We start from the raw sequence: 24,824 nt of genomic DNA on the forward strand, positions 1-24,824 counted from the left end.
GCGGTGGTGGCGGGGCCGAAGGCCGCGCCGGCGGCGCTGGTGAAGAAGACGTTCTGGGCCTTCGCCCAGGATCAGATGCTGTTGCTGCCGTCGCTGGATGAGTAGCTGCCGGAGGGACATCTGGCGGGGTTCGTTGCCGAGTTGGTCGACGGGGTGTTGGACCTGGCCCCGATCCTGGCCTCCTACACCGAGAGCCGCGGGTTCCCGCCGTATGACCCGCGGCTGATGATGCGGCTGCTGATCTACGGCTACACCACCGGGGTGCGCTCCTCGCGGGCGATCGAGCGCAGGTGCGTGGACGATGTGGCGTTCCGCTTCCTGGCGGCGGGGGCAGGCCCTGACTACCGGTCGATATCCCGGTTCCGGGCGCGGCACCTGGACGCCTTGGCCGACATTTTCACTCAGTCCCTGCACCTGGCGCACAAGCTGCGGATGGTGAGGATGGGTCGCGTCGCGCTGGACGGCACCAAGTCGGAGGCGAACGCCTCCAAGCACAAGGCGATGAGCTCGCGGCCCGTGGTGCAACGCTCATGCGGAACGCCTCCGATACGCCCGCTGCCGACACGAAGCCCCGCAGTAGAGCGCGGGACGTCCCGTCGGCGAGGCGTGAAGAGGAGCGCCGCACTCGGCGCACCGGAGACTCGGAAGGTCCGGCGGACTCGAAACGCTCGGAGTTTCGTAACGCGCATCGGCAGCGAGAGGGCTTTCGTCACACAGCAGCGCCTCGGCGACGAGGTCCACCAGACGACCGGACCGCACACCCTCCCGGGCCCGAGACGCCGTAGCCGCGCCGAGTACCAGGGCCCGCACATCCGCCACGTCGAGCTCGGCCCGAATCTGCCCGGCACGCTGTGCCCTGACCAGCAGTAGACCCAACGCCGCCTCGAAGGCCCGGTTCGCCTCGGGATCCGGAATCAGGCGTTGCTGATCCTCCACATCGACGGACTCGCAGACGGCCTTGTTCACGGCGGCTCCGTCCACAAGCTCCCGGAACAGCGTCATGAACGCACGCCCCGGATCCTCGGCGCCCAGCAGCTCAGCGGCACGCTCGGTCATCCGCACCAGCCCGCGACTGAACACGGCACGCAGCAGATCCGCTCGAGTCGGGAAGTGCCGATACACCGTCCCGACCCCGACGCCGGCACGCTGCGCGATGTCGTCGAAGGACACGGAGATCCCCTGCGCGGACAGCATCTCCCGCGCCGTCTCCAGCAGCAGAGCCCGGTTGCGCATCGCGTCGGCGCGCCGGGGGAGGGGAAGCGCGGCGCTCTGCGTCTCGCCGGTCGTCGTCATCACGCGCTCCTTGACATACGGAGAGGACTCTCCATATCGTCCTGTCGGTAACGGAGAGATCTCTCCGTTACCGGGGAGTGTACCAGCGTTGTCTTCAGTAAGTGGAGGGGCTTTCGTGACAGTCACAGGCACAGAGGCAGGCGCGCAGTCGGCAGCGACGACCGCCGAGGTCATCGAGCGACTGCGAGCGGCGATGGAAAGCGGCCAGAACGAGCAGTTCGTCTCCCAGTTCGCCCCGGACGCGGTCTACGAAACCCCGTTCGGCCTCGACGGCCCGAAGCGTTGGGAGGGCTTCGAAGCGATCAGCGAGCACCTGCTGGGCGTCGCCGCGAACTCGGCACGCAGCCTCCTGACGTTCGACAGGGTCACCGTGACCGTCCACCCGGGCGCCGACCCGGAGCAGGCCACGGCCCAGTTCACGATCGAGGGCACGGTCAACGCCACCGGCGAGCCCTTTGTGCTGCCCTCATCGATCGGCGTCATCCGCGTCCGCGATGGGAAGATCACCGGCTACCAGGACTACACCAACACCCTGCGCGGGGCCCAGATAGTCGGCGGACTGCAGCAGTTCGCTGCGATGCTGGGGCATGCACAAGGCTGAACTCGGCAAGACAGCACTGTCCATCGCATCAGCAGCGCTCATGGCCGCCACCGTGGTGTTCGGCATCTCCGGCGCGGCCGCCGAGGCGAAAGTCCCGGCGACCGCGCGGTTCACCCAAGCCGCCGCGAACGCCGCCAAAACCGCCCCCGCCGCTAACGCCAGCACTACCGCTAACGCCGCTAACGCCAGCACTACCGCCAACGCCAGCAACGGCGCCCGCGCCAGCAACGCTGCCCGCGCCGCAAAGCCCACCGCCACCGCCCCCGCCACCACCCCGCTCCTGACCTGCAACCAACTCGCCCACCAAGACTTCGCCACCACCCCCGGCGCCACCACCGAAATCGACTCCGCCACGCCGCTGGCCGCCACCGACAACCCCCAAGGCCCCTGGGACGCCTGCCAGGTCCAGGGCACCATCGCCCCGCAGATCCAGTTCCAACTCCTGCTCCCCACCAAGACCTGGCAGGGCGACTACCTCCAGGACGGATGCGGCGGCTACTGCGGCAGCGTCACCATCGCCACCGATGCCGCAGCCGCCTGCGCCCCGCTCACCAACGGTGCCTTCGCCGTAGCCGGCGACGACGAGGGCCACGCCGCCGGCTCGGTCCTGTCCGCCGCGTTCGGTGCCGACCCGACGCTCCGCGCCGGCTTCGGCTACCAGTCAGAGCACGAACTCGCGCTCGCTGCCAAGGCGATCATCGCCCGCTTCTACGGCGCCGCGCCGCACCACTCCTACTTCGACGGCTGCTCCCAAGGCGGCCACGAAGGCCTCACCGAGGCGCAGCGCTACCCCCGCGACTTCAACGGCGTGATCGCCGGCTCGCCGGCCGGCATCATGACCGAGCTCAACGTCTTCTACCAGGCCTGGAACGTGCAGGCGAACACCGCACCGGACGGCTCGCCGATCCTCACCCCCGCCGACCTGGCCCCCCTGCACCAGGCGGTCGTCGAGGCCTGCGACGCCGCCGACGGCACCCGCGACGGCCTCGTCTCCGACCCGCTCGGCTGCCACTTCGACCCCGCGACTCTGGCGTGCGCTCCCGGCCGCACGTCCACCGCCGCCGCCTTCTGCCTCACCCCGGCGCAGATCACGACCGTCCGCAAGCTCTACCAAGGCCCGCGCGACGCCCACGGCACGCTGCTCTACCCCGGCTGGCAGCTCCCCGGCTCGGAGCTGAACTGGGCCCCCTGGCTGGTCCCCGTCGCGCCCGGCGCCCCGAGCGTCGACCAGACCATCGTCCAGCAGACGCTGCGCTACATGGTCGAACCCGGCGTCGATCCTACGGCCACGTACCAGGACGTGAAGTTCACCGACGCCGAGTTCACCCGCCTTACCCAGGCCAACGACGGCATGTACGACGCGACCGACCCCGACCTCAGCGCCTTCCGCGCCGCCGGCGGCAAGCTCCTGCTCTGGGCCGGCTGGGCGGACCCCGAGATCTCCCCGGTCGGCACCATCGCCTACTACCAGGCGGTCCAGACCGCGATGGGCGGCGAGCACGCCACCGACCAGTTCGCCCGGCTGTTCCTGCTCCCCGGCGTCTCGCACTGCGGCGGCGGCGACGGCCCGGACCAGTTCGACGCCCTGACCGCGATCACCGACTGGGTCACCGCGGGCAAGGCCCCTGACAGCCTGCTCTCCTCCAGCGTCGACGCCAACGGCACGACCACCGCCACCCGGCCGGTGTTCCCGTACCCGCGGATCGCCGTCGACACCACCGGCGGCCCGATCGACCAGGCGGCCAGCTACACCGCGCGGCCCGGAACCAGCCTCGGCCCGGTGACCTGGCTCGGCGCCTTCCGCTCCGGCTACGAGACCGTCAGCGGCTGGGTCGATGGACAGTGGGTCACCCGCCCCGGCAAGAGCTGACCTCAGTGCCCGAAGAAGCAGCGAGGTGGCGGTGGACGAAGCCCCGCTACCTCAGCTTCTGCAGCGTGACGTCCAGCGCTTCGAGCACATGCTGACGCGCGGCGGCGGCAGCCGCGTCGGGATCGCGGTTCGTGATCGCCTCAAGGATCTTCGCGTGCCCGGCGACGGCGGTGGCGGCCTCTTCCCGCGTGTAGAGCCGGGCGATCTCGTGGTTGAAGAAGTGCTGCGAGTTCCGCTCGTTGACCGCCGCCAACCGGGGATTGCCCGAGGCCGCCATGACCGCCTCATGGAACGCCTCGTTCAGCGTCACGAGCTCTTCGCGGGGGCGGTCCACGATGGCGGGATCGTCGGCGCCGATCGCCGCGAGCGCCTGCACCGTGGCGGCGTCGGCCCGTTCGGCGGCCAACCGCGCTGCCATGGCTTCCAGCGCGGCCCGCACCTCGTAGATGTTCTTGATCTCGGCGGCACTGTGTTCGTGCACGACGAAACCCCGGCGCGTCGCCACCACCAGGCCTTCGCTGGCCAGCACCTGCAACGCCTCGCGGACCGGGGTGCGCGAGATGTCCAGGCGCTCGGCGAGCTCACCGGCCACGAGGTGGGTGTTCGGCCGGATGCGGCCCGCGATGATGTCGGAGCGCAGTTGCCGGACGGCTTCTTCGGCGAGGGAGACCGCTGGGGTCATCGGTCCGTGGCTTCCTTCCGGCGCGCTGGGGGGAGCAGCGATCCGAGCATAGTGCATGCGGTTGTGCATGCACTATGCCTCCCGGGTGGTGGGTGTGTCCCTATGGTGGGTCATCACCTACGATGTCTGGAACGCAGCGATGCCCGCGTCTCCAAACAACCCGCGCTTCAACGATCGTTGAAGCATTTGTCCGGCCCGAACGTCAACTCGATGATTCTCTTGCGCGCACCATGACGCGCCTCACTCGCCGTGTGGCTAAGGGGTACACATGCGAATCTTGAGAAGGGTGCCGGCGCTCGTCGCGCTCGTCGGCCTACTTTTGGGAGCGGCGCCGTCGATGGCGCAGGCTGGGCAAAGCCAGCCGACCCGGCCTTCCCACAGCTCTGCCACCGCCAGGCCCGACACCGCCGCCAAGCCCAACGACATCTTCGTGTGCACGACCTACTGGGTGATCGGCGTGCGCGGCTCGGGCGAGGGCTACGACGGCAACAACCGCATGGGTCCGCAGCTGAGCCTCTACGGCGACTACGCCGCCGGCGTCCTGCCGGCCGCCCAGACGACCGTCCAGAGCCTCACCTACGACGCCGTCCCCGTCGGGCTGGACTACTTCCGCTCCGAGGCCCAGGGCGTCAACAACCTGACCGGCCAGATCCGGAGCATCATCGCCAACTGCCCGGACACCACGATCGGGCTGATGGGCTACTCCCAGGGCGCCAACGTGGTCCACGACACCGTCAACGGGATCACTTCCAACGAGCGCGCGCACATCGGCGCTCTGGTCATGCTCGCCGATCCGGAGAGCGTCGGCGGAGCCTCGTACACGATCTCCGTCACCACCGACGGCCAGCCCGGGCACCAGAGCGGCGGCGGCCTGCTGGGCCGTAGCTGGCTGGCGGCGGACATCTCCAGCCGGTCGACGGAGCTGTGCCTGCAGGGCGACCCGGTCTGTGACTCCCCGGGACTGGACGACCTGTTCGACACCGCGGCGACGCTGGCCTTCAAGACCTACATCCACACCTACTACGGCCAGTGCTGCGGCTCGGGCTCGGGCTACTACAACTTCCCGCAGCTGATCGGCGAGGGCTTCGGGTACCGGCTGATGCAGAACACGATCGGCGGCCCGGGCGGCGGCACGGGCCCCGGCCCCGGCGGCGGCGGACCTCCCGGCGGTGGTGGCGGGGGCGGTGGCGGGCCGCAGCCGGTGACCTCGGTCTACGGGCTCGCCGACGGCACCGTGTTGCAGACCTCTGACACCGGCCGGATCTACAAGATGGTCGGCGGCGCGCCGATCTGGCTGACCACCTGTGCCGGCGGTCTGTGCCCGAACCCGCTGCCCACGACCCAGGCCGTGATCAACGCCGGACCGGCCGTCCCGGCCAACGGCGCGACGGCCAGGGACGAGGCCGGGAACGTCTTCAAGTTCGCCGGCGGCGCCCCGATCCACTTGGCCAGCTGTGCGGTCGGCTGCGGAGGCATGACCCCGATCTCCGCCGGCAGCATCGTCATCAGCGACCACATGCGGCCCGCACCGGCGGACGGGACGACGATCGTCGACGAGCCGGGGGACGTCTTCAAGTTCGTCGGGGGCGCGCCGATCCACCTGACCAGCTGCTCAGTGGGCTGCGGTAGTCCGGTGGGGATCAGCGGCGCGTCCATCGCGGGGCTCGATCACATGCGCGGCCAGCCGGCCGACGGCGCCACGGCCAAGGACGAGGCCGGGAACGTCTTCAAGTTCGCCGGCGGTGCCCCGATCCACCTGGCCAGCTGCGCCGTGGGCTGCGGCAGCCCGGTGCCGATCACCGCCGGCAGCATCGTGATCGTCGACCACATGCGGCCCGCGCCCGCCGACGGGACGACGATCGTCGACGAGCCGGGGGATGTCTTCAAGTTCGTCGGGGGTGCCCCGATCCACCTGGCCAGCTGCGCGGTCGGCTGCGGCAGTCCGGTGGGGATCAGCGGCGCGTCCATCGCAGGGCTCGATCACATGCTGCCGGTGCCGGCGGACGGAGCGACCGTCATCGACGAGCCGGGGGACGTCTTCCGCTTCGCCGGCGGCGCGCCGATCCACCTGAGCGACTGCGGAATCGGCTGCGGCGCCCCGGTGTCGATCAGCGGCGCGGCGATCATCAACAACGACCACATGCGTCCGGTCCCCGCCGACAACACGGTGGTCCGGACCGAGAGCGGCCGGCTCTACAAGTTCGCCGGCGGCGCGCCGTTCTACCTGACCTCCTGCCAGCCCGGCGGCTGCGAGCACTGGGTTCAGGTCAACCAGTGGAGCGTGGACACCCGCGACCACATGAACGCGGCCCCGGCCGACGGCACGAACGTGGTCACGGTCGAGGACGGAACGCACTACCAGGCGGCGGCCGGCGAGGTGGACCTGGCTGACCGGTGCAGTGCCGGCGGCTGCGGCTCGGCGGTCATCGTGAATCAGGGCTCGATCACCCCGTACGCGCAGTCGACGGCGAACCGCGGTCCGGGCTTCGGCGAGCTGGCCCGGTACTGGAACGGATCCGACCACTTCACCGCGGTCGGCGACGTCCCGGCCGGATACCGGTTCGAGGGACCGCTCGGAATGCTGGAGCGTGCCCAGGTCCCCGGCACCGTGCCGCTCCAGGCCTGCATGTTCCACGGGACGGACGAGTTCAGCTCGCTCGACCCGACCTGCGAGGGCCAGACGGTGATCGGCACGCTCGGCTTCATCTACAGCTCGCCGCCGACCGACCAGCCGTCGCTGCCGTTCTACCGGTGCCTGGTCGCCGCGAACGGCGAGCACTTCGACGCCAACGACCCGAACTGCGAGGGCCAGACCACCGAACACCTGCTCGGCTACACCATCGCCTACGCCAACTACACCCGCTACAGCAACAGCACCACCCACTGGTCCAGCACTCGGGGCATCCCCGCGGGCTTCCAGCCGGAGTGGACGTTCGGCATGCTGCCGATGACCCAGCAGCCGGGCACGGTTCCGCTGTTCAGCTGCATGCAGAACGGGACGCTGGAGTTCACCTCGACCGACGCCAACTGCGAGGGGCAGGCTACGGTCGCGCGGATCGGCTTCATCTGGACCACACAACCCTCCGGCCTGCCGACCGTGCCGATCTACCGCTGCCTGCTCACCGCCACCGGGGACCACTTCGACTCGTTCGACTCCGGATGCGAGGGTCAGCACACTGAGTTCCAGCTCGGGTATCTGCTGGCCCGGACCCAGCTGTCGCGTACGGTGAGCGACGACGGACACCACCGCTCGACCAACGGCGGCGCGCTGCCGTCCGGGTTCCGACTGGAAGGTGCCTTCGGCTACCTGTCCTGGACCGACGAGCCGGGTACGCAGCTGCTGTACAGCTGCCAGTACGCCGGCGGCGAGTTCGACTCGCTCGACCCCACGTGCGCCGGCTACACGGTCAACGGGCCGCTCGGGTACATCTGGCAGCAGCCTCCGGCCTCCGTGTCGAGCGCGGAGATCTTCCGGTGCCTCACGACCACCGGGGACCACTTCGACTCGGCCGACCCGAACTGCGAAGGCCAGCACAACGAGGGCCCGTTGGGCTACGTCGAGCAACGAATCTGACCGCGAAGACATCTAGAGCAATGAGACATCTACAGCGATGAGACATCCACGACCATGAGACAAGCTCTCACCCGCAAGGTCCGGCTGCTCGTGGCTGCTGCGGCAGCCACGGCGGCCGTCCTCGTGGCGACCACACCTGCTGCCCAGTCGTCCACCGGACAGAGCGACAACACCGGTAACACCGGCAACACCGGCAATATCGGCTACACCAGCCACGCCGGCCACACCTCCGCGACAGCCCTTCCCTACCCGACCCGCTCCGACTACCGCATCAAGGCCATCCAGCCCGACGCCTGGCCGAACATGGACGAGATCGCCGGCAACAACACCGGCGGCGTGGCGATGAACCTGGTCTGGGCGAGCTGGGAGAACCAGGTCGTCTCGCCGCCCTGCGCCGCCGGCCAGCAGGAGTACGACAACCACTGCTTCACCATCCCCGCCGACGTCGACTCGCAGATCAACGCGTGGACCGCGAAGGGGGTCGTCGTCACCGGCGTCGTCTACGGAACTCCGGCGTGGGCGCGCGCCGGCAAGACGTGCGACACCGCTCCCGGAATGGACGTCTTCTGCACGCCGAACAACGCCGCGGACTACGGCCGCTTCGTCGGCATGCTCGCGCAGCGCTACGACGGTCAGCACGGCAACGGACGCGTCGCGGACTTCGTCGTCGACAACGAGGTCAACAGCAACTCCTGGTTCGACATCGGCTGCGGCTCCGGCACGCCGTGCGACGAGACGTCGTGGCTGGACCAGATCGGGGCGAACTACGACGCCGCCTACGACGCGGTGGCGCGGGAACAGCCGACGGCGAAGGTCCTGATTTCGCTGGACCATTCCTTCGCCGCACCGACCTTCGACCAGCCGGCCTCGGCCAGCCCCACCCTGTCCGGCATGACGGTGCTCCGCGGCCTGGCGGCCAGGGCCGGGAGTCGGCAGTGGCGCGTGGCGTTCCATCCGTACCCGATCGACTTGCGCAGCAACGCTTTCTCGCCGGACGACTACCCGTACGTCACGTACGGCGACATCGGCGTGCTGGCCGGCTGGCTGCGTGCCACGTTCCCGAACACCCCGAGCAGTTGGGACATCGAGCTCACCGAGAGCGGTGTCAACTCGCTGAGTCCGTCCTCGCCGCAGGCCCAATCCCAGGCGGTCTGCGACTCCTTCCACAACGTGCTCGGCACGCCGGGGATCAGCAACTACGTCTACCACCGGATGCTGGACAACCCGACCGAGGTCTCCGCCGGGCTCGGTCTGGGGCTGCACAACGCCGACGGCAGCGCGAAGCCGGCCTGGGCGACGTGGGCCCTGGCCAACCGGAACGACCTCAACCCGCCGCAGCTTTCCTGTGGCTTCGAGGCGCTGCCGTACACGACGCTGGTCCGCGGCTACGACCCGAGCCGGGGGCACTGGGCCTCGAGTCGGCTGCTTCCGCCGGGATTCCGGACCGAGGGGTCGTGGCACCTGTACCGAGAGGAGCAGCCTGGAACGTCAATGCTCTACGAATGCAGCGTCGGCGGGGCGGTCGGGCACAACCTGCTGACGCACGACGCCGGCTGTGAAGGGCTGCAACCGCTCGGACCGGTCGGCTACATCCACACGTCCGCGACGCCGGGCACCATCGCGCTGTACCGCTGCGTTGTCCCGTCGAACGGCGATCACTTCATCTCGCCGCGGTCCGACTGCGAGGGGCAGCGGACCGAACAACTGCTCGGCTACGCAGGGCCCTGACAGGGGAGGGTGCCGTGGAGCTTCTGAGGGCGGTCGCATGGCCTTCTCGCGCCTAGACCTCGGGGACATGACGCGCCTTCGGGTGAGCGTCAAACGCGATCCGGTCCCGATGCTGATCTCCCTGCTGGCCGACATCTACGGCGACCGGCCGCAGGGAGTGCCCGAGCCCTGGCGCCGCCTGGTGCGCGGGGCGATGTCGACCGACGCCGCGGCGGTGCTGCGGCCGATGTTCGCGCCGGGGACGCCGGTGCTGCCGGACTGCATCAGCCCGCTGATCCGCCCGGACGCCGACCGCCCGGATCCCGGCGAGCACCTGGAGCGGATCCGCGAGGCCGATCCCCACGTGCTGCTCGCCGAGCTGCACGCGATCTTCGGCGAGGACGTCCCGACGACGTGGCGGCCGGTCGTGGCCGCGCCGGAGCGCTGGCTGCGCGGCGTCGCCGACGTCATGGCCGACACCTGGGGCGCCTTCACCCCGGTGTGGAACCGCGCGTCGGAGCTGTTCGACCGCGAGGTCGAGCGCGTCGGCGCGGCCGTGGTGCGCGGCGCGCCGGAGGCGGTGCTGCTCGGCCTCGGCTCCCGCCACCACTACCGGGACGGCATCCTGCACATCGAGGACCGCTACCCGGAGGACTTCGCGCTGGCCGAGCGCACGCTCGCCTTCGTGCCGATCATCTCCAGCTCGGCGCCGACGCTGTGCGAACTCGACCGTCCCGACCTGGTCTGGCTCGGCTACGCCATGCCCGGCCAGGGCCGCCTGCACAGCGCCGCCGCGACCCCGGCCCGCACCGACGCCCTCGGCGTGGCGATCGGCTCGGCCCGCGCCCTGATCCTCAGGACCCTGACGGCGCCGGCGACGATGTCCGACATCGCCGGCTGGATCGGTGCCACCGCCCCGGCCGCCACGTACCACTGCCGGCAGTTGGAGGCCGCCGGACTGCTCACCCGACGGCGGCAGGGATCGTGGACGGAGGTGCGGCGGACGGCGCGGGGGGAGGCGTTGGTGGATCTGTTCTCGTGAGGCCGGCCTGGCTCAGCCTTGCTGCATCCACAACTGAATGCAACAATGAATTCGATACACGAGGCACGACAAACGGGGAACCATGAACGATCTGTTCGACCTCACCGGCACCGCCGCCGTCGTCACCGGCTCCAGCCGCGGCATCGGCCTGGCCATCGCCGAAGTACTGCTCGCGCAGGGCGCGCGGGTCTGCGTCAACGGCCACGACGCCGCCGAGACCACCCTGGCGGGCAAGGAGCTCAGCGAGCAGTACCCGCCGACCGCCGACGGCGTGCCGCGGGTCGCGCAGCTGGCCGGGGACGTCACCGACGCCTCCGTCGCGCAGGGGCTCGTGGGCACCGCCCTGGAGGCGTTCGGCGCCGTCCACCACGTCGTCTGCAACGCCGGCATCGACATCATCAAACCGGCCGTCGACTACACCGTCGAGGAGTGGGACCGGATCCTGACCGTCAACCTGCGCGGCGCCTTCCAGCCCGCGCAGGCCGCCGCGCGGCACTGGATCGAGAACGCCGGCGGCGGATCGATCACCATGACCTCCTCCATCGCCGGCTCGGTGGGCATCCCCACCCTTGCGCCCTACGCGGCCAGCAAAGGCGGCATCAACCAACTCGTCCGCACGCTCGCCGCCGAATGGGCCCCACACCGCATCCGCGTCAACGCCGTCGCCCCCGGGTACGCCGCCACCATCATGGACCGCGTCACAGCCCACGACGACCCGGCGTCCGACCGGCGCATCGCGACCTTCACGCCGCTGGGCCGGCGCGCGACGGTCGCCGAGATCGCCGCGCCCTACGCCTTCCTCGCCTCCCCGGCCGCGAGCTACGTCACCGGCTCGATCCTGGCCGTCGACGGGGGATACACAGCCATGTGACCCGCGAAGGGGCGTACTTCCCGGCCGGTGGCCTGGTCTCCTCGGCGCTCGCCGACGCCCTGGCTCAGGTCTACAACCGCTTCACCGCGGTGGCGACGCTGGCGCCGGCCCTCGTCGCGATGGAGCACGGGGTTTTGCGCTGGCTGGCCAAGGAGTTCGGGCTTCCCGAGGGTGCCAGCGGCCTGATCACCACGGGAGGCTCGCTCGCGACGCTGACGGCGCTGGTCGCGGCGCGTGACGACCGGCTCGGTGAGAACTTCGCCGGCGGGACGTTGTACGTCACCGAACACACGCACTTCTGCGTGGCGAAGGCGGCGCGGATCGCTGGGTTTCCGGCCTCTGCGGTGCGGGTCGTGCCGACGCGGCAGCTTCGCATGGATTCGTCGGCGGCGGCTAGCATGATCCGTGAGGATCGCGCGCGCGGCTTCGAGCCCTTCCTGCTGGTCGGGACGGCGGGCACGACGAGCACCGGCAGCGTGGACCCGCTGGCGGAGCTCGCCGAGATCGCGGCGGAGGAGTCGCTGTGGTTCCACGTCGACGGCGCCTACGGCGGCGGCCTGCAACTGACGGACCGGGGACGCAAGCGGCTCGCCGGTATCGAGCGCGCTGATTCCCTCGTGGTCGATCCGCACAAGAGCCTGTTCTTGCCGTACGGGACCGGGGTCCTGCTGGTGCGGGACACCTCGAAGCTGCTGGCCGCGCACGCCGGCGACGGGCACTACCTGCAGGACGTGCACGAGGTCGACGACATGCCCGACTACGGACACCTCGGGCCGGAACTGACGCGGGAGTTCCGCGGCCTGCGGCTGTGGCTGCCGCTGCACCTGCACGGCGTGGCCGCGTTCCGTGCGGCGCTGGACGAAAAGCTCGACCTGGCAGAGCTCATATATCGTGAGTTGTCTGCCGATCCGCATTTCGAAGTGCCCTGGGAACCCGACCTTTCGGTGGTGGTGTTCCGGCTGCGTGGCGATGATGAGGATAGCCAGAGGCTGCTTGACCGAGTCAATGCGACCGAGCGGATATTCTTGTCCAGTACGCGCGTCGAAGGCCGTTTCTTCTTGCGGATGAATCCGACCAGTCATCGCACGCATGTCGATGACGTCCGCGATGCGTTGGCCATTCTCCGGACCTTTGCGAGAGAGCAGTGACAGACAGGATGCTGACGGGAGTGGTCATCGACGCGCTCGACGTCGCGGCGTTGGAGCGTTTCTGGACCGAGGCGATGCTCGGGCGCACCGACGGGCTTCGGCTCCGGTTCGTCGCGACCGACCGGCCGAAGTCCGGCAAGAACCGGCTTCACCTTGATCTCGCAGGCGGCCCGGACTGGCCGGCCGAGGTCGAGCGGCTTCTGGCGCTCGGTGCCACGCGCGCCGACATCGGGCAGGGCGACGTGCCCTGGGACGTGTTGGCCGATCCCGAGGGCAACGAGTTCTGTGTCTTGCGTCCCGGGCATCCTGGCGTGCTCGCCGACGCGGGGCTCGTCGCGATCTGCCTGGATATCGCGGAGGAGGAGCGCGCGGAGCAGTCGGCGTTCTGGATGTCCCGCAGCGGCTGGACGCACATCGAGTCCGGCGTGTGGGGTTTCCGGTTGCGACGTGCGGAGGACAGCCCGGTGTCCCTGGTGATGGGCCCGCCGGCGGCGAAGAAGACGGGCCGCAACCGGCTGCGGCTCGACGTTCTCGCCCTGGACTTGGACAGCGGCGAACTGGTCGATGAACTGCTTGATGAACTGCTCGATCCCGCCGGGAACGAGTTCCATGCGTGGAGCGACGTTACCGCGCGGGGCTAGGTGCGCCGCCGTCCGGCCCCAGCTGCTCGACCTGGTAGCCGTTCGGGTAGCTCGGCGCCGTGCCGAGCGTGAGGTAGGGCTCCGTACGCGGTGCCTTCCACGCCTCAGCCGTGGCGCGCAGCCGAATCAGGCTGTTGACGAGCACGCGGACCGGCAGCGCCGGCGTCGGGGCACCGACGGCCACCCGGAGCGACGGCGTCAGCAGCGTGTCGGCGACCGGTCCGGCCAGGCTCTTGGCCCGGTCGGGAAGGCGGCCGGCGAACAGCCCGCGCGTGGCGGCCATCAGGGCTTCGGCGGCGGCGGTGGGTCCGAAGTGCTTGGCCTCGTAGGTGTCGAGCAGTTGCTCGAACCCGGCGTAGTCGGCGGGGATGTCGCTGACGTTCATCAGCGTGCCGAGCCGCCGGTAGAACTCGACGGTCGCCGTGCGCTCGTGGCAGCACAGCGGGCGCCAGCCGGTGCGGTCGATCCAGCGCGTCGGTACGACGACGAAGGTGGCCAGCACGTAGCGGTAGTCGTCGGCGGAAATCTCGAAGCGGTGGTGGATCTGGTTCAGGCGCTTCACGCCGGCGCGGCCGCGCTCGGACTCCAGGCCGTGCGTGATCATCTCGTACATCAGCAGGCCGGTGTCGTCCGCGCGCTTGCGCGTGCGCTCGGTCATCTCCCCGGTCGAGTAGAGGAGTTCGGCGATGGCCGGGATCCCGAACGTCCGGTAGAACGCCAGGTTCAGGCCGAGCATGGTCTCCCAGCCGAACTCGTACTGCGCGACGGTGCGGTAGATCTCCTCGTGGTCCTTGACCGGATCCAGGGTGCGGAGGTGCTTGAGTCGGGCCCGGTCGCGGTTGCGCATGGGTTCGGATCCTACCGGCCGGCCGGCCGTGCGCCGGGCGCTGGGCGCTGGGCGATCCGGGCGTGCTCGGTATCACAGTGGTCTGATTCGCGCCCTCGCCGCCCCTGCGAGGGAGGCGGTGAGGGCGCGAGTCGTCGGCCGCTGCTCAGTGCCCTCCGGTCCCGGTGCTCCACAGCGTCGCGCCGCTGGAGCTGAAGATGACGGTGTTGCCGTCGTTCTGCACCGTCAGATAGGCGCCGTTGTTGCCGGCCGTGTTGCTGGCCCACAGCGGGGAGCCGTTGCCGTCGTAGATCACGAAGTTGCCGTCGCCCTGCAGGATCGCCCTCGCGCTGGCCTTGCCGACCGTGTTCGAGGCCCACAGCGCCGTGCTGCCTTGGTAGAGCACGAGGTTGCCGTCGCCTTGCAGGATCAGGGAGAAGCGGCCGTCGCACGAGAGCGTGGACTGGTTCACCGTGAGCTGCTGGTTGGCGGTCAGAGTGCCGCAGCCGCCACCGCCCCCGCCGGAGACCTCCGGCGGGGTGGGCCGCGTCGAGGTGAGGGCGAGCTGGCCCTTGAGCATCCTGCCGCCGTCTCCGGTCAGGCGCAGGTAGTAGTCCGCGCTGCACGCCGTGCCGTCCTCGTCCAGGGAGAGCAGGCCGGAGTTGGTGGGGACGGACGCCTGGGTCGCGGCGGTGTTGAGGATCTGGTTGCCCTCGCCGTACTCGTCGAACATGGAGATGTAGATGCCCTGCGCGCCGACGCGCACCATGTTGTAGAACTGCGCCCACATGAAGTCGCCGTGGGCGCGCTGGCGGGCCGAGAGGTCGCCGGGCAGGACGCAGGGCTGGTAGTCGATGCCGTTGGAGTTGCAGTAGGACTGGTCGCCGACGTTGACGTTGGTGTAGAAGTTGTTCGAGTCGTTGGCCGAGCCGATGCGGCCGACCATCCACGGCGAGATCATGTTGAAGGCCGAGTAGACGCTCTGGTAGCCCGCGCGCGAGTCGTTGACGCCGGTGCGCCAGTAGGTCGGCACGCCGCCCATCACGTAGCAGCCCTGGTCCTTGAACCACTGCACGACCGACAGACAGTCGGCGGCGGACCAGGGGTGGTTCGCGTCGTTGAAGCCGAAGCCCCAGATGCCGACCACGGGCTTGCCGTTCTGGTGCGCGTAGGCCGAGGACGAGGCGTACTGCGACATCACGTTCGTCCAGTCGGCGGGCATCTCGGTCTTCATGTTCGTCCAGCCCGAGGCGTCGTACATGATGTAGAACTTGCGGCCGTACTGCTGCGCGGCGGTGTTGACCTTGGCGGTGACGGCGTTGCGGGTCGGGCCCTCGCTGCCGTTCGGGTCGAAGCGCTGGAGGGCGGCGGTGTCGCAGCCGTGCTGCTGCATCAGCGAGAAGTGCGCGTTGACCGTGGACTGGTCGTAGGAGGAGAAGAGGTTCGGCGCGGCGCCGTTGCCGAGATTCGCGTAGCCGGTGCGGTAGCCGTTGCTGTATATGGACATGTCCGGCCACGCTTTGAGGTTCTGGTTGCTCGGCGTCGGAGCCTGCGACTCGTTCTGGCTCCAGTGCCACCAGGCGTTGATCGGCGCCCCGTCGCCGATGCAGGCGAACCAGCCCTGGTAGCCGACCGTGATCTTGCCGACCACGTCCCCGGCCGCCGAGGCAGCGGGGCGCGCGGCTCCGGCGGCGGTTGCGGGGGCGGGTCCGGCGAAGGCCGAGGTCAGCTCGCTGCCGGCGACGGCGGCGAGGGCCGTGCCGGTCAGGGCTGAGGAAAGCAGGGTGCGTCGGGAGAGCGTCATCGACAGCCTCACTCGAATCAGGGGGTTGAGTGGGAGGGGCACGGTCAAAATACCGCTGATTCTGCGGAAGAGAGTCAAGACTTCGCCAAGAAAAGGGCTGGGAAATCTGATTTCCGAGTGCGGGGAATCGGTCTATTAAGTTCTCGAAGCCGCATGTTGTCAATAAAGACGGTTGACGTGTCCGGGAAGTGAATTCCGGGTCGGTGCCGGCCTCACGCGTCACGGGTCGCGCGCCAGGCGCCGGCGCCCACGAACACGACCAGGTAGAGGCCGAGATCGAACAGCGAGAAGGCGAGCGAGGGGATGCGCGCGGCGTGCGCCCCGGTCGGCGGGGTGAGCGTGGCGAGCCGGGTGGCGGCGTTGATCGGGGTGAGGTGGTCGAGCAGGTAGGTGCTGCCCTCGAAGGTGCGCGCCACCGGATAGGTGAGGAAGATCAGCGCGAACATCGCCGACAGCGCCGCGGCGGTGTGGCGCAGCAGCGCGCCGAGGCCGAACCCGGCCATCGCCACGACGGCCATGTAGAGCCCGGCGCACGCGACGGCGCGCAGCACGTGGGGCTCGGTGAGCGAGATGTTCAGGTGCTGCCGGCGCAGCACGAGCTGGCCGAGCAGGAACGTGGCGAAGGCGAGCAGCTGCGAGAGGACCAGTGCGAACGCGCCGAGCGTCAGCGCCTTGGCAAGATAGCCGCGTGACCTGCGCGGCACGGCGGTGAGCGTGGTGCGGATCATGCCGGTGGCGTACTCGTTGGTGACGGCCAGCACCCCGAGGGCACCGAGCGCGAGCTCACCGAACTGAAAGCCGCTGAGCGGATCGCCGACTGGATCGAACGCCGCGCGGTCGGCGGCGGACATGGTGGCCCAGTGGCCGGTGACGGAGAGGACGTCCATCAGGCCGACGCCGAGGCTCAGCACGACGGCGATCGCGACGGTGATGGTGGTGGAGCGGATGGTGCGGAGTTTGATCCACTCGGCGTGGAGGAGGGCTGGGAAGGGTGCTCGGGTGGGGGCAGGGGTTGGGGTGGTGGTGAGGCTGGTCATCGGCGGTCTCCTGGAAGGTGGCTGGAAGTTGGCGGAAGCGCGAGCGGCGAACTGAACGGCGGCGCGCGGTAGAACCGCGGTAAAACAGTGAGCCGGCCGGCGTGGGGACGGCGCTGGCGAGTACCGAGCGGCAGGCGGCGCGAACGAATGGCGTGCGGTGCTGCGTAATAGCTCCTGCCGTGCCTGCCGCGGCCTAAGAAATCGCCCGGTACTCCACCTCCGAGGCGGTCAGCCGCATGTACGCGTCCTCCAGCGAGGCGCCCGGTCCGGCGTCGGCGAGGAAGCGTGCGGCCTCGGTGTCGGCGAGGAGGCGGCCTCGGCCGATGATGACCAGGTGGTCGGCGGTCAGGGCCATCTCGCTGATCAGGTGGCTGGAGACCAGTACTGCGCGGCCTTCGGCGGCCAGGGACTTCATCAGGGTGCGGATCCAGCGGATGCCTTCCGGGTCCAGGCCGTTGACCGGTTCGTCCAGCAGCAGGACCGGGGGGTCGCCGAGGAGTGCGGCGGCGATGCCGAGGCGCTGGCGCATGCCCAGCGAGAACGAGCCGACCCGCTTGCCCGCCACGCCCGACAGGCCCGTCAGCTCCAGTACGTGCTCCACGCGGCCGGCGGGCAGGCGGTTGCTCGTCGCCAGCCACGCCAGGTGGTCGCGGGCTCGGCGGCCGGGGTGGACGGCGCCGGCGTCCAGGAGTGCGCCGACTTCGCGCAGCGGCTGGGGGAGCGTGCGGAAGGGGCGGCCGTGGATCAGGGCGCGGCCGGCGTGCGGGGTGTCCAGGCCCAGGATCATGCGCAGCGTCGTGGACTTGCCGGCGCCGTTCGGGCCGAGGAAGCCGGTGACCTTGCCCGGCGCGATCTGGAAGCTGAGGTCGTCGACCGCCGTCTCATGGCCGAATCGCCTGGTCAGGCCCTGGACTTCGATCGGCGGCGGGGAGCTGGGGAGGTTCATGGGCCAACCGTGCCCGGCCGCCGGATCCGGCACATCTACCGGCGGCCGGGTGGCGTCTATGCCCGCGGGCATACGCCGGGAGAACGATGCCGCGCCCGCCGCGCGTGCCTACGCTGACCGGTATGGATCTTCCCGCGGTCCCGCCGCTGTTGGCGTGGGTGCGTCCCGCGTGGTGGCGGGCTGCGGACGCCGCGGCGGCAGTGCTCTTCGGCGCGGTGTCCGCCCTGATGCTGGCCAAGCACGCCGACGGCACGCTGCCGATCCTCGGCGCGCTGGTCGGCGCCGTGGCGTTGGCCTGGCCGATCGCCGCCCGCTCCCGGCGCCCGGCGACAGCGTTCCTGCTCTCGCTCGTCGCGCTGGGAGCCATCGCCGCCTGGCAGCCGCGCTCGGCCCCGGCCGCGCTGGTCACGGTCGGCGTCACGCTCTACGCGGTGGCCGCACGCGCCAAGTCTCCCGCCGCGATCGCCGCACTCTGCGCCGGGATCGCCGCCGCCACGGCCACAGCACTCCCGGACTTCAAGCACTCCGGCGGCGCGGTCCTGTTCGGCTCGATCTACCTCGTCGTCTGGACGATCGGCTTCGCAACAGCGATGCACCGCCGCTACACCACCCTCACCCTCCGCACCCGACTCGATCGCCAACGCATGGACATCGCCCGCGAACTCCACGACGTCGTCGCGCACCACATGAGCGTGATCACCGTCCAAGCCGGATACGGTGGCCTGCTCCTCGACGGCGGCGGCGGTGATGACGACTGCGACGACGACGCCGCCACGCCCGACGTGGCACGCGCCCGCGAAGCACTGGCCGTCATCGAAACCACCGGCCGCCAAGCCCTGGAAGAGATGCGCCGCCTGGTCGAAGTACTGCAAGCCGAGCAGGGCGCCCCACCAGAAGCGGGCCTTGCCCCAGCCCCGGGCCTGGCCGACCTGCCACGCCTGATCGACCACGCCGCGAACGCCGGCGTCCGCGTGACGCTGACGACCAGCGGCCCCGAGCGCGCCCTCCCACCCGGCGAGGACCTGGCCGCCTACCGCATCGTGCAGGAAGCCCTGACCAACGTGATCAAGCACGCCGGCACCGACGCGGCCACCCTGAACCTCTCCTTCAGCGACGAACACGTCGAGATCCAAGTGAGTAACGGTCCTGCGAAGCCCAAGCGCGGCGGTCCCCACGACGCGCCGCCGTCCCCAGCCCGCGGCACAGCCGGAATGCGCGAGCGCGCGCAGCTCTACGGCGGCGAACTTCACGCCGGTCCCACCACCGGCGGCGGCTACCGTGTCCGGGCACGTCTACCGCTGCCGTCTCCCACGGAAGCGCCGAAGGCCCCATGACCCTCCGCGTCCTGGTCGCCGACGACCAACACCTCCTGCGCGCCGGCATCAGCGGAATCCTCCGCGCCGCCCCGGACATCGAGGTCGTCGGCGAGGCGCGCGACGGCGAGGAGGCCGTCGAGCTCGCGCAGACCCACCACCCCGACGTGACCCTCATGGACATCCGCATGCCCGCCGTCGACGGCATCGAGGCCACCCGCCGCATCGTCGCCGCCGCACCCGATGCCAGGGTCCTGATCCTGACCACCTTCGATCTCGACGCCTACGTCTACGATGCGCTACGCGCCGGCGCCAGCGGCTTCCTCCTCAAGGACACGCCGCCCCGCAAGCTGATCGAAGCCGTCCGCACCGTCGCCGCCGGCGAAACACTCCTCGCCCCGGCGATCACCAAGCGCCTCATCGCCCGCTTCACCGCCCACCCCATCACTCCCGCGCCGACCCCGGAAGACCTCAGGGTCCTGACCGACCGCGAACGCGAAGTCCTCGCGCTCGTCGCCGAAGGCCTGACCAACGACGAGATCGCCCGCCGCCTCTACATCGGCCAGGGCACCGCCAAGACGCACGTCCGCAACCTGCTCGCGAAGCTGGGCGCGCGCGACCGCGTCCACCTGGTGATCCTTGCCTACCAGACCGGGCTCGTCGAGATCGACAGGCGCTGACCGTTACTCCGGCGGCGTGACGAACTCGACGTCGTCGGCGCGCGCGAGCAGCAGCGTCGCGTCGAACATATCGGGCGCTGCTGACCTATGTGTGGGTGCTGGTGGCGGCTGCGATTTGTTTGTGGGTTGATAGTCAAGGGCTTTTTTGACGGCTTCGCAGGGTTTTAAGAAGGATCCGCTGGGTGGCGCAGTTCGGTGGTGTGCCGCTGGTTGTGCTGGCGGCTGGCGGCCGGTCTGGGCACGACCGCGCGCGGGTCTGCGTCACTGCGCATGCGTCGGGTGGGCGGGTGGCGGCCGCGTGTGGTGGGCACCTGAAAGTCAAGAGCAGGCGCCTCCGGCGGGGGCACTCGAGACTCTGAGGGATCCCCAACCCCCCGCGTCGGCGGCGGTTTGTGTGTTGGTCGCCGAGTCCCGGATCCCTCGTCGCTGTCGTCGCCCGGAGGGAACCAGCCCGGCCTGGCGGGGTAAAGCCGCATCACACGCTGCTGTGGTCGGGCTGCGTTCGGCCGGACACCGCCAGTCCGGGATGGTTGTGCAAGCACCGCCGACAGCGACGAGGGATCCGGGACAACCCCACCTGTGGGAAGGATTCCCGCGTCTTGGGCACGGCACGTCACCTCCTGCAGGTGTGCGCGCCCGGGTGGACCGTGTCCACACCACAGGCCGGGGTTGTCCGGGGAACCCGGGACATAGGCGACCACAAGCAGTGTCCGGCAGCAGACAGCGCGGCCCCCCTCCCCGGAGCGAGTGCCGCTCGCGGCGCAGGCGTCGCCGGAGGCCCTGTCTTTGACCTTCGGGGCCCACCACGCTCGACGATTGCCGCCTACGCAACGCATGCGCAGTGACTTGGACCCGCGCGCGGTCGTGCACACGAACAACCGCCAGCCGCCAACGCAACCAGCGGGGCACCACCGAACTGCGCCACCCAGCGGATCCTTCTTAAAACCCTGCGAAGCCGTAAAAAGCCCTTAAAACCACCAACAAACCGCACCCGTCGCACCCACCACACCCCAGCCACCCACACCCACACCCACACATCAAGCAGGGGCGCCACATATCGTCACCGTCCCGGCGTACCCGCTCCAACCCGCACGCCGAGACGGTGACGCCCCATCAGCAGGTCGAACTCGACCCCGTACTGCTGACCTTCACCGCGCCGCCGGCCGTCGTCTTACTGTTCGCGACGCAGTACCCGGACACGTTCTGGAACCCGAAGTCGTAAGGACTCTTACTCCCGCGCTGCACCGTGAACCCGTTGAACCCCACCGTCCCGGCCGCGTTCGCGATGACCGCCGGGCGGGCGTCGTCCGCGGCGAGGCGGACGGAGCTGTCGGTGAACTGGATGCCGTCCACGTTGTGCAGGTACCAGCCGTACGCCGGCCGCGTCCCGATGCTGTTCGGGTTGTAGTCGCCGTTGTCGCTCGGCACGCCGGTGCCGACCGCGCCGCTGCCGCCGGGCAGCGTCAGGTTCACGCCGTCGAACGTGACGCCGGTGATCCGGTGCGCGGCGTCCAGGCCCCACAGCGTCGGGCTGTACTGCGGCGACGCGACGCCGGAGCCGGTGACGTTCGTGAAGGTGACGTTCGAGATGTGCCCCGCGGTCGGTGTGCCGCCGCAGCGCAGTCGGTTCCCGATCTTCTCCATGATCGGGGAGCTGACCCCGGATAGTGTGACGTTCGAGTAGTGCACGTCGGAGATGTCCGCGCCGTCCATGCTCACCATCCCGAGCCCGGACTTGCCGGCGCCGGTGATCGTGATGTGGTTGAACGTGTAGTCCGTGAAGGGGCCGCAGGTCTCCGAGCCGAACATCAGGGCGTTGCAACACTGCGAGGACAGCACCGCGCCGTCCACCGAGACGTGGCCGCTGGGCAGCGTCTTGCCCAGGGCCCAGTCGCTCTTGAAGACCAGCGCGTCGTCGTTGGACGCGATCTTGATGTTCGTGATGGTGACGTTCGTGGTGGAGATGATGTTCCAGCCGTCGCGGTTGCCGGTGGTGGCGATGGTCAGGTGGTCGGAGACCACGTTGGTGCAGCCGTTGACCAGTGCCCCGAAGTGGCCCCCGCGGCGCAGCGTGATGCCGCTGAGCGTGAGCCCGGTGCAGCGGGTCAGGGAGATGATCTTGTCGGCCTGGCCGCTCGCCGGGGTGCCGGGGACCAGGTGGCCGCCGCCGTCGATGGTGCCGGAGCCGGTGAAGCCGATGTTCGAGAGCTTGTCGCCCCAGATCATGGCGTCGTGGAAGTGGCTGTGTCCGTAGTCCTGGTACTTGTCGTACGGGTTGGGCTCGGGCGCGTCGTAGGTCTTGGCGCCCGACCCGACGATCGTCGAGCCCGCGTCCAGCTGGATGGTGACGTTGCTCAGCATGTGGATCGAGTTCGCCGACAGGTACGTGCCCGACGGGACCTCGACGACGCCGCCGCCGCTCGCGGCGTTCGCGGCCACGATGGCCTTGTTGATCGCGGACGTGTCGTTGTGCGTGCCGTTGCCGGCCGCGCCGTAGTTCTTCACGTTGAAGACCGGGAGCGCGGCCTGCGTCGCCGGGTGTGAGGCGGCGGGTGCGGCGAGAGCGGTGGACGAGGCGAACGCGCCTGCCGCGGGAACCGCGACCACCAGCGCCACCAGCGGAAACAGGGACTGTCGCAGAACTCGGACGATGGATCTTCGCATATCAGGACCCTTCCGGAGCATCGACGGAATCGCCATACGATATACGATGTATTATCGAATCCGAGATTTCTTGTCAAGGTTCCTAACAAGTTCGTCTCAGGGGACGGAGGTCTCAGGGGGTGGAGATCAGCGGCCCACCGGAATCGTGACCCGCACCGCCAGCCCACCCTCGGGAAGGGCGCTCGCCGTCACGATCCCACCGTGCGCCTTCGTGATGGACCGCACGATCGCCAGCCCCAGCCCGTGCCCGGACCGATCACTGCCGACCCGCGGCTGGGCCCGCTGGAACGGCTCGAAAAGCCGCTCCACCGCGTCGGCCTCGATCCGCGGACCGGTGTTCCGGACCGTCAGCACCGCGTCGTCGGCGCGCAGATCGACCATCACGCCGACCCGACCGCCCTCGACGTTGTACGCCAGCGCGTTCCCCACCAGGTTGGCGATCAGCTGCCGCAGCAGCGCGGCGTTCCCCGGGACCAGGCACTCCGGTTCGGTGTCGACATCGACCGTGATCCGCCGCGTGGCAACGGTGTCCCGCTGCTCGGCCACGGTCTCTGCCACCGTCTCGGCGACCAGTGCGCTCACGTCGACCGGCTCCTCGTCCGGCAGCATCCGGTCGGCGGCGGCGAGCTGGAGCAGCGCGGTGACCACCGCGATGCTCCGCTCGTTGGTGGCACGTAGCATCGGCGCGAGCTCGGCCAACTCCTCACCGCTGCACTCGCTCTCCGTGACCTGCAGGATCGCGCGCGTCGTCGTCAGCGGCGTCAGCAGCTCGTGCGACGCGGTCGCCGCGAAGCGCTGATGCGCCGCGAACGACTCCTCCAGCCGGGCCAGCATCGTGTCGAACGTGTCGGCCAGCCGCTTCAGCTCGTCCGGCGGACCGGTGGCGTTGATCCGGTCGTGCAGATGCCCGTCGGCCGCCCGGCCCGCGGCCTCGCCGATGGCGTGGATCGGGGCCAGCAGGCGGCGGGAGAGGATCCAGCCGGCCACCAGGCCCGCGGCGGTCACCACCAGGAGCGCGGCGACCGAGACGAACAGCACCGCCGACCACACGTCCTGTTTGCTGCTGATCACGGTCGTGTGCGCCAGCGGCAGCGTCGTGGAGTGCTCCAGCTTCATCGTGGCGATGTCCGCCTGGCTGATGGGGGTGCCGGGCCGCAGGTCGTAGCTCGGCACGAACCGGATGCCCAGGTAGATGATCGCGACCATCAGCGCCGCCGCGACGCCGAGCGTCGCGCCGAAACCGGCGAACAGGCGCGCGTGGATGCTCAGCACCCGAGGGCGCGGCCGCCTCACGCCAGGCCCAGCCGATAGCCGGAGTTGACGACCGTCTGCACGAGCTGCGGCTCGCCGAGCTTCCTCCGCAACGTGTGCACGACCAGCCGCACCGCGTTCGGACCCGGATCGGCGAGGTCGTCCCAGGCCTTGTCCAGCAACTCCTCGGTCGTGACGACGCCCCGGTCGGCGCGCAGCAGCAGCTCCAGCACTACCAACTCCTTCGGCGCCAGCCGGACCTCCGAGCCGGCGCGCGTGACGTGCCGCCGATGCGTGTCGAAGGCGAGGTCCTGGAACGTCAGGACCGGAGCGTGCAGCACCGGCCCGCGCCGATACAGCGCACGCAGCCGGGCGACCAGCTCCGGGAAGTCGAAGGGCTTGGTCAGGTAGTCGTCGGCGCCCAGGCCCAGCCCCTCGACCTTGTCGCCGAGCCGCCCGGCCGCGGTCAGCATCAGGATCCGGCATCCGGGGTCCATGCCGACCAGCCGCCGGCAGACCTCGTCGCCGTGCAGGCCCGGCAGGTCGCGGTCGAGCACGACGGCGTCGTAGTCCTGGACCGCGAGCCGCGCCAGGGCCTGCGCGCCGTCGTGCTCCACGTCGACCGTCATCGCCTCCCGGCGCAGTCCTATCTCCAGGACCCGCGCCAGGTACTCCTCGTCCTCGACCACCAGAATTCGCACGCGATTACCTTTACACCATTGCGTATGTGAGCCGTATGTGAAGCGCGGACAATGCAGGTTCCGGCGGCAAATACGGCTCACATCCCGGCGTCCCTAGCGTAGTTCACCGCGTAGGCAACAGATCCCGAACGAAGGGCCAGAAGCTGTGAACTTCCTAAAACGTGCCTGGTGGC

19 protein-coding genes and 1 pseudogene are annotated in these 24,824 nt (G+C 69.8%); 11 read left to right on the plus strand and 9 right to left on the minus strand.

Annotated features, from left to right (window positions below):
* Positions 1-75: 75 nt before the first annotated feature.
* Positions 76-522, plus strand: a pseudogene (locus ABH920_RS21180) (transposase); the annotation flags it as partial.
* A 6-nt stretch (positions 523-528) separates the two neighbouring features.
* Here ABH920_RS21180 and ABH920_RS21185 read toward each other — a convergent pair.
* Entirely contained in the window at positions 529-1,293 is a 765-nt protein-coding gene (locus ABH920_RS21185) for a TetR family transcriptional regulator (protein ID WP_370350782.1), read from the minus strand.
* Between the two features lie 115 nt (positions 1,294-1,408).
* Between ABH920_RS21185 and ABH920_RS21190 the strand changes: the two genes are divergently transcribed.
* A complete protein-coding gene (locus tag ABH920_RS21190; RefSeq protein WP_370350783.1) occupies positions 1,409-1,894 on the plus strand; it encodes a nuclear transport factor 2 family protein in 486 nt (161 codons plus the stop codon).
* A complete protein-coding gene (locus tag ABH920_RS21195; protein WP_370350784.1) occupies positions 1,881-3,764 on the plus strand; it encodes a tannase/feruloyl esterase family alpha/beta hydrolase in 1,884 nt (627 codons plus the stop codon). The genes ABH920_RS21190 and ABH920_RS21195 overlap by 14 nt, the downstream gene beginning before the upstream one ends.
* A 46-nt stretch (positions 3,765-3,810) precedes the next feature.
* On the opposite strand, the gene ABH920_RS21200 is transcribed toward ABH920_RS21195, so the two are convergent.
* Complete coding sequence (locus tag ABH920_RS21200) at positions 3,811-4,446, minus strand: GntR family transcriptional regulator (protein WP_370350786.1); 636 nt, start codon at positions 4,444-4,446, stop codon at positions 3,811-3,813.
* A 268-nt stretch (positions 4,447-4,714) separates the two neighbouring features.
* On the opposite strand from ABH920_RS21200, the gene ABH920_RS21205 reads away from it, so the two are divergent.
* The 6 genes from ABH920_RS21205 (at position 4,715) to ABH920_RS21230 (ending at position 13,429) form a co-directional block, all read left to right on the plus strand.
* Positions 4,715-8,020, plus strand: coding sequence for a cutinase family protein (locus tag ABH920_RS21205; protein ID WP_370350787.1), 3,306 nt, complete (start codon positions 4,715-4,717; stop codon positions 8,018-8,020).
* A 54-nt stretch (positions 8,021-8,074) separates the two neighbouring features.
* Positions 8,075-9,748, plus strand: coding sequence for a DUF5722 domain-containing protein (locus ABH920_RS21210; protein WP_370350788.1), 1,674 nt, complete (start codon positions 8,075-8,077; stop codon positions 9,746-9,748).
* Between the two features lie 67 nt (positions 9,749-9,815).
* Entirely contained in the window at positions 9,816-10,769 is a 954-nt protein-coding gene (locus tag ABH920_RS21215; protein WP_370350789.1) for a winged helix-turn-helix domain-containing protein, read from the plus strand.
* A gap of 82 nt (positions 10,770-10,851) precedes the next feature.
* The gene (locus tag ABH920_RS21220; protein WP_370350790.1) at positions 10,852-11,640 is read left to right on the plus strand and encodes an SDR family NAD(P)-dependent oxidoreductase; all 789 of its coding nucleotides are present in this window, start codon (positions 10,852-10,854) and stop codon (positions 11,638-11,640) included.
* Complete coding sequence (locus ABH920_RS21225; RefSeq protein WP_370350791.1) at positions 11,637-12,788, plus strand: aspartate aminotransferase family protein; 1,152 nt, start codon at positions 11,637-11,639, stop codon at positions 12,786-12,788. Before ABH920_RS21220 ends, ABH920_RS21225 begins: the two co-directional genes overlap by 4 nt.
* A gap of 20 nt (positions 12,789-12,808) precedes the next feature.
* Positions 12,809-13,429 carry a VOC family protein gene (locus ABH920_RS21230; protein ID WP_370350792.1) on the plus strand — a complete coding sequence of 207 codons (621 nt, stop codon included), beginning with the start codon at positions 12,809-12,811 and terminating at the stop codon, positions 13,427-13,429.
* Here ABH920_RS21230 and ABH920_RS21235 read toward each other — a convergent pair.
* The 4 genes from ABH920_RS21235 to ABH920_RS21250 form a co-directional block, all read right to left on the minus strand.
* On the minus strand, positions 13,413-14,276 hold the full coding sequence (locus ABH920_RS21235; protein WP_370350793.1) for an oxygenase MpaB family protein: 864 nt from the start codon (positions 14,274-14,276) through the stop codon (positions 13,413-13,415). The genes ABH920_RS21230 and ABH920_RS21235 overlap by 17 nt on opposite strands.
* A gap of 145 nt (positions 14,277-14,421) precedes the next feature.
* A complete protein-coding gene (locus tag ABH920_RS21240; RefSeq protein ID WP_370350794.1) occupies positions 14,422-16,059 on the minus strand; it encodes a lectin in 1,638 nt (545 codons plus the stop codon).
* Between the two features lie 212 nt (positions 16,060-16,271).
* Entirely contained in the window at positions 16,272-17,096 is an 825-nt protein-coding gene (locus ABH920_RS21245) for an ABC transporter permease (protein ID WP_370350795.1), read from the minus strand.
* 193 nt (positions 17,097-17,289) lie between these two features.
* Positions 17,290-18,042, minus strand: coding sequence for an ABC transporter ATP-binding protein (locus ABH920_RS21250; RefSeq protein WP_370350796.1), 753 nt, complete (start codon positions 18,040-18,042; stop codon positions 17,290-17,292).
* 122 nt (positions 18,043-18,164) lie between these two features.
* On the opposite strand from ABH920_RS21250, the gene ABH920_RS21255 reads away from it, so the two are divergent.
* Entirely contained in the window at positions 18,165-19,376 is a 1,212-nt protein-coding gene (locus ABH920_RS21255; protein ID WP_370350797.1) for a sensor histidine kinase, read from the plus strand.
* Positions 19,373-20,035, plus strand: a complete 663-nt coding sequence (locus ABH920_RS21260) for a response regulator (RefSeq protein ID WP_370350798.1) — start codon at positions 19,373-19,375, stop codon at positions 20,033-20,035. The genes ABH920_RS21255 and ABH920_RS21260 overlap by 4 nt, the downstream gene beginning before the upstream one ends.
* A gap of 1,113 nt (positions 20,036-21,148) precedes the next feature.
* Here the strand turns inward: ABH920_RS21260 and ABH920_RS21265 are convergent.
* From ABH920_RS21265 to ABH920_RS21275, 3 genes are all read right to left on the minus strand, one after another.
* Positions 21,149-22,699 (minus strand): glycoside hydrolase family 28 protein, encoded by a 1,551-nt coding sequence (locus ABH920_RS21265; protein WP_370350799.1) that lies wholly within the window; start codon positions 22,697-22,699, stop codon positions 21,149-21,151.
* A gap of 126 nt (positions 22,700-22,825) precedes the next feature.
* Positions 22,826-23,971, minus strand: a complete 1,146-nt coding sequence (locus ABH920_RS21270; RefSeq protein ID WP_370350800.1) for a sensor histidine kinase — start codon at positions 23,969-23,971, stop codon at positions 22,826-22,828.
* 17 nt (positions 23,972-23,988) lie between these two features.
* Positions 23,989-24,651: a response regulator transcription factor gene (locus tag ABH920_RS21275; RefSeq protein ID WP_370350801.1), complete on the minus strand. Its 663-nt coding sequence runs from the start codon at positions 24,649-24,651 to the stop codon at positions 23,989-23,991.
* Positions 24,652-24,824 lie beyond the last annotated feature (173 nt).

It is taken from the genome of Catenulispora sp. EB89 (genome assembly GCF_041261445.1).
Lineage (GTDB): Bacteria > Actinomycetota > Actinomycetes > Streptomycetales > Catenulisporaceae > Catenulispora.

Bases quoted from the DNA above. Each gene is read 5' to 3' on its own strand.
- ABH920_RS21185 (WP_370350782.1), bottom strand. From the start codon at position 1,293: ATGACGACGACCGGCGAGACGCAGAGCGCCGCGCTTCCCCTCCCCCGG.
- ABH920_RS21195 (WP_370350784.1), top strand. From the start codon at position 1,881: ATGCACAAGGCTGAACTCGGCAAGACAGCACTGTCCATCGCATCAGCA.
- ABH920_RS21200 (WP_370350786.1), bottom strand. From the start codon at position 4,446: ATGACCCCAGCGGTCTCCCTCGCCGAAGAAGCCGTCCGGCAACTGCGC.
- ABH920_RS21205 (WP_370350787.1), top strand. From the start codon at position 4,715: ATGCGAATCTTGAGAAGGGTGCCGGCGCTCGTCGCGCTCGTCGGCCTA.
- ABH920_RS21210 (WP_370350788.1), top strand. From the start codon at position 8,075: ATGAGACAAGCTCTCACCCGCAAGGTCCGGCTGCTCGTGGCTGCTGCG.
- ABH920_RS21215 (WP_370350789.1), top strand. From the start codon at position 9,816: ATGACGCGCCTTCGGGTGAGCGTCAAACGCGATCCGGTCCCGATGCTG.
- ABH920_RS21220 (WP_370350790.1), top strand. From the start codon at position 10,852: ATGAACGATCTGTTCGACCTCACCGGCACCGCCGCCGTCGTCACCGGC.
- ABH920_RS21235 (WP_370350793.1), bottom strand. From the start codon at position 14,276: ATGCGCAACCGCGACCGGGCCCGACTCAAGCACCTCCGCACCCTGGAT.
- ABH920_RS21240 (WP_370350794.1), bottom strand. From the start codon at position 16,059: ATGACGCTCTCCCGACGCACCCTGCTTTCCTCAGCCCTGACCGGCACG.
- ABH920_RS21245 (WP_370350795.1), bottom strand. From the start codon at position 17,096: ATGACCAGCCTCACCACCACCCCAACCCCTGCCCCCACCCGAGCACCC.
- ABH920_RS21250 (WP_370350796.1), bottom strand. From the start codon at position 18,042: ATGAACCTCCCCAGCTCCCCGCCGCCGATCGAAGTCCAGGGCCTGACC.
- ABH920_RS21255 (WP_370350797.1), top strand. From the start codon at position 18,165: ATGGATCTTCCCGCGGTCCCGCCGCTGTTGGCGTGGGTGCGTCCCGCG.
- ABH920_RS21260 (WP_370350798.1), top strand. From the start codon at position 19,373: ATGACCCTCCGCGTCCTGGTCGCCGACGACCAACACCTCCTGCGCGCC.
- ABH920_RS21265 (WP_370350799.1), bottom strand. From the start codon at position 22,699: ATGCGAAGATCCATCGTCCGAGTTCTGCGACAGTCCCTGTTTCCGCTG.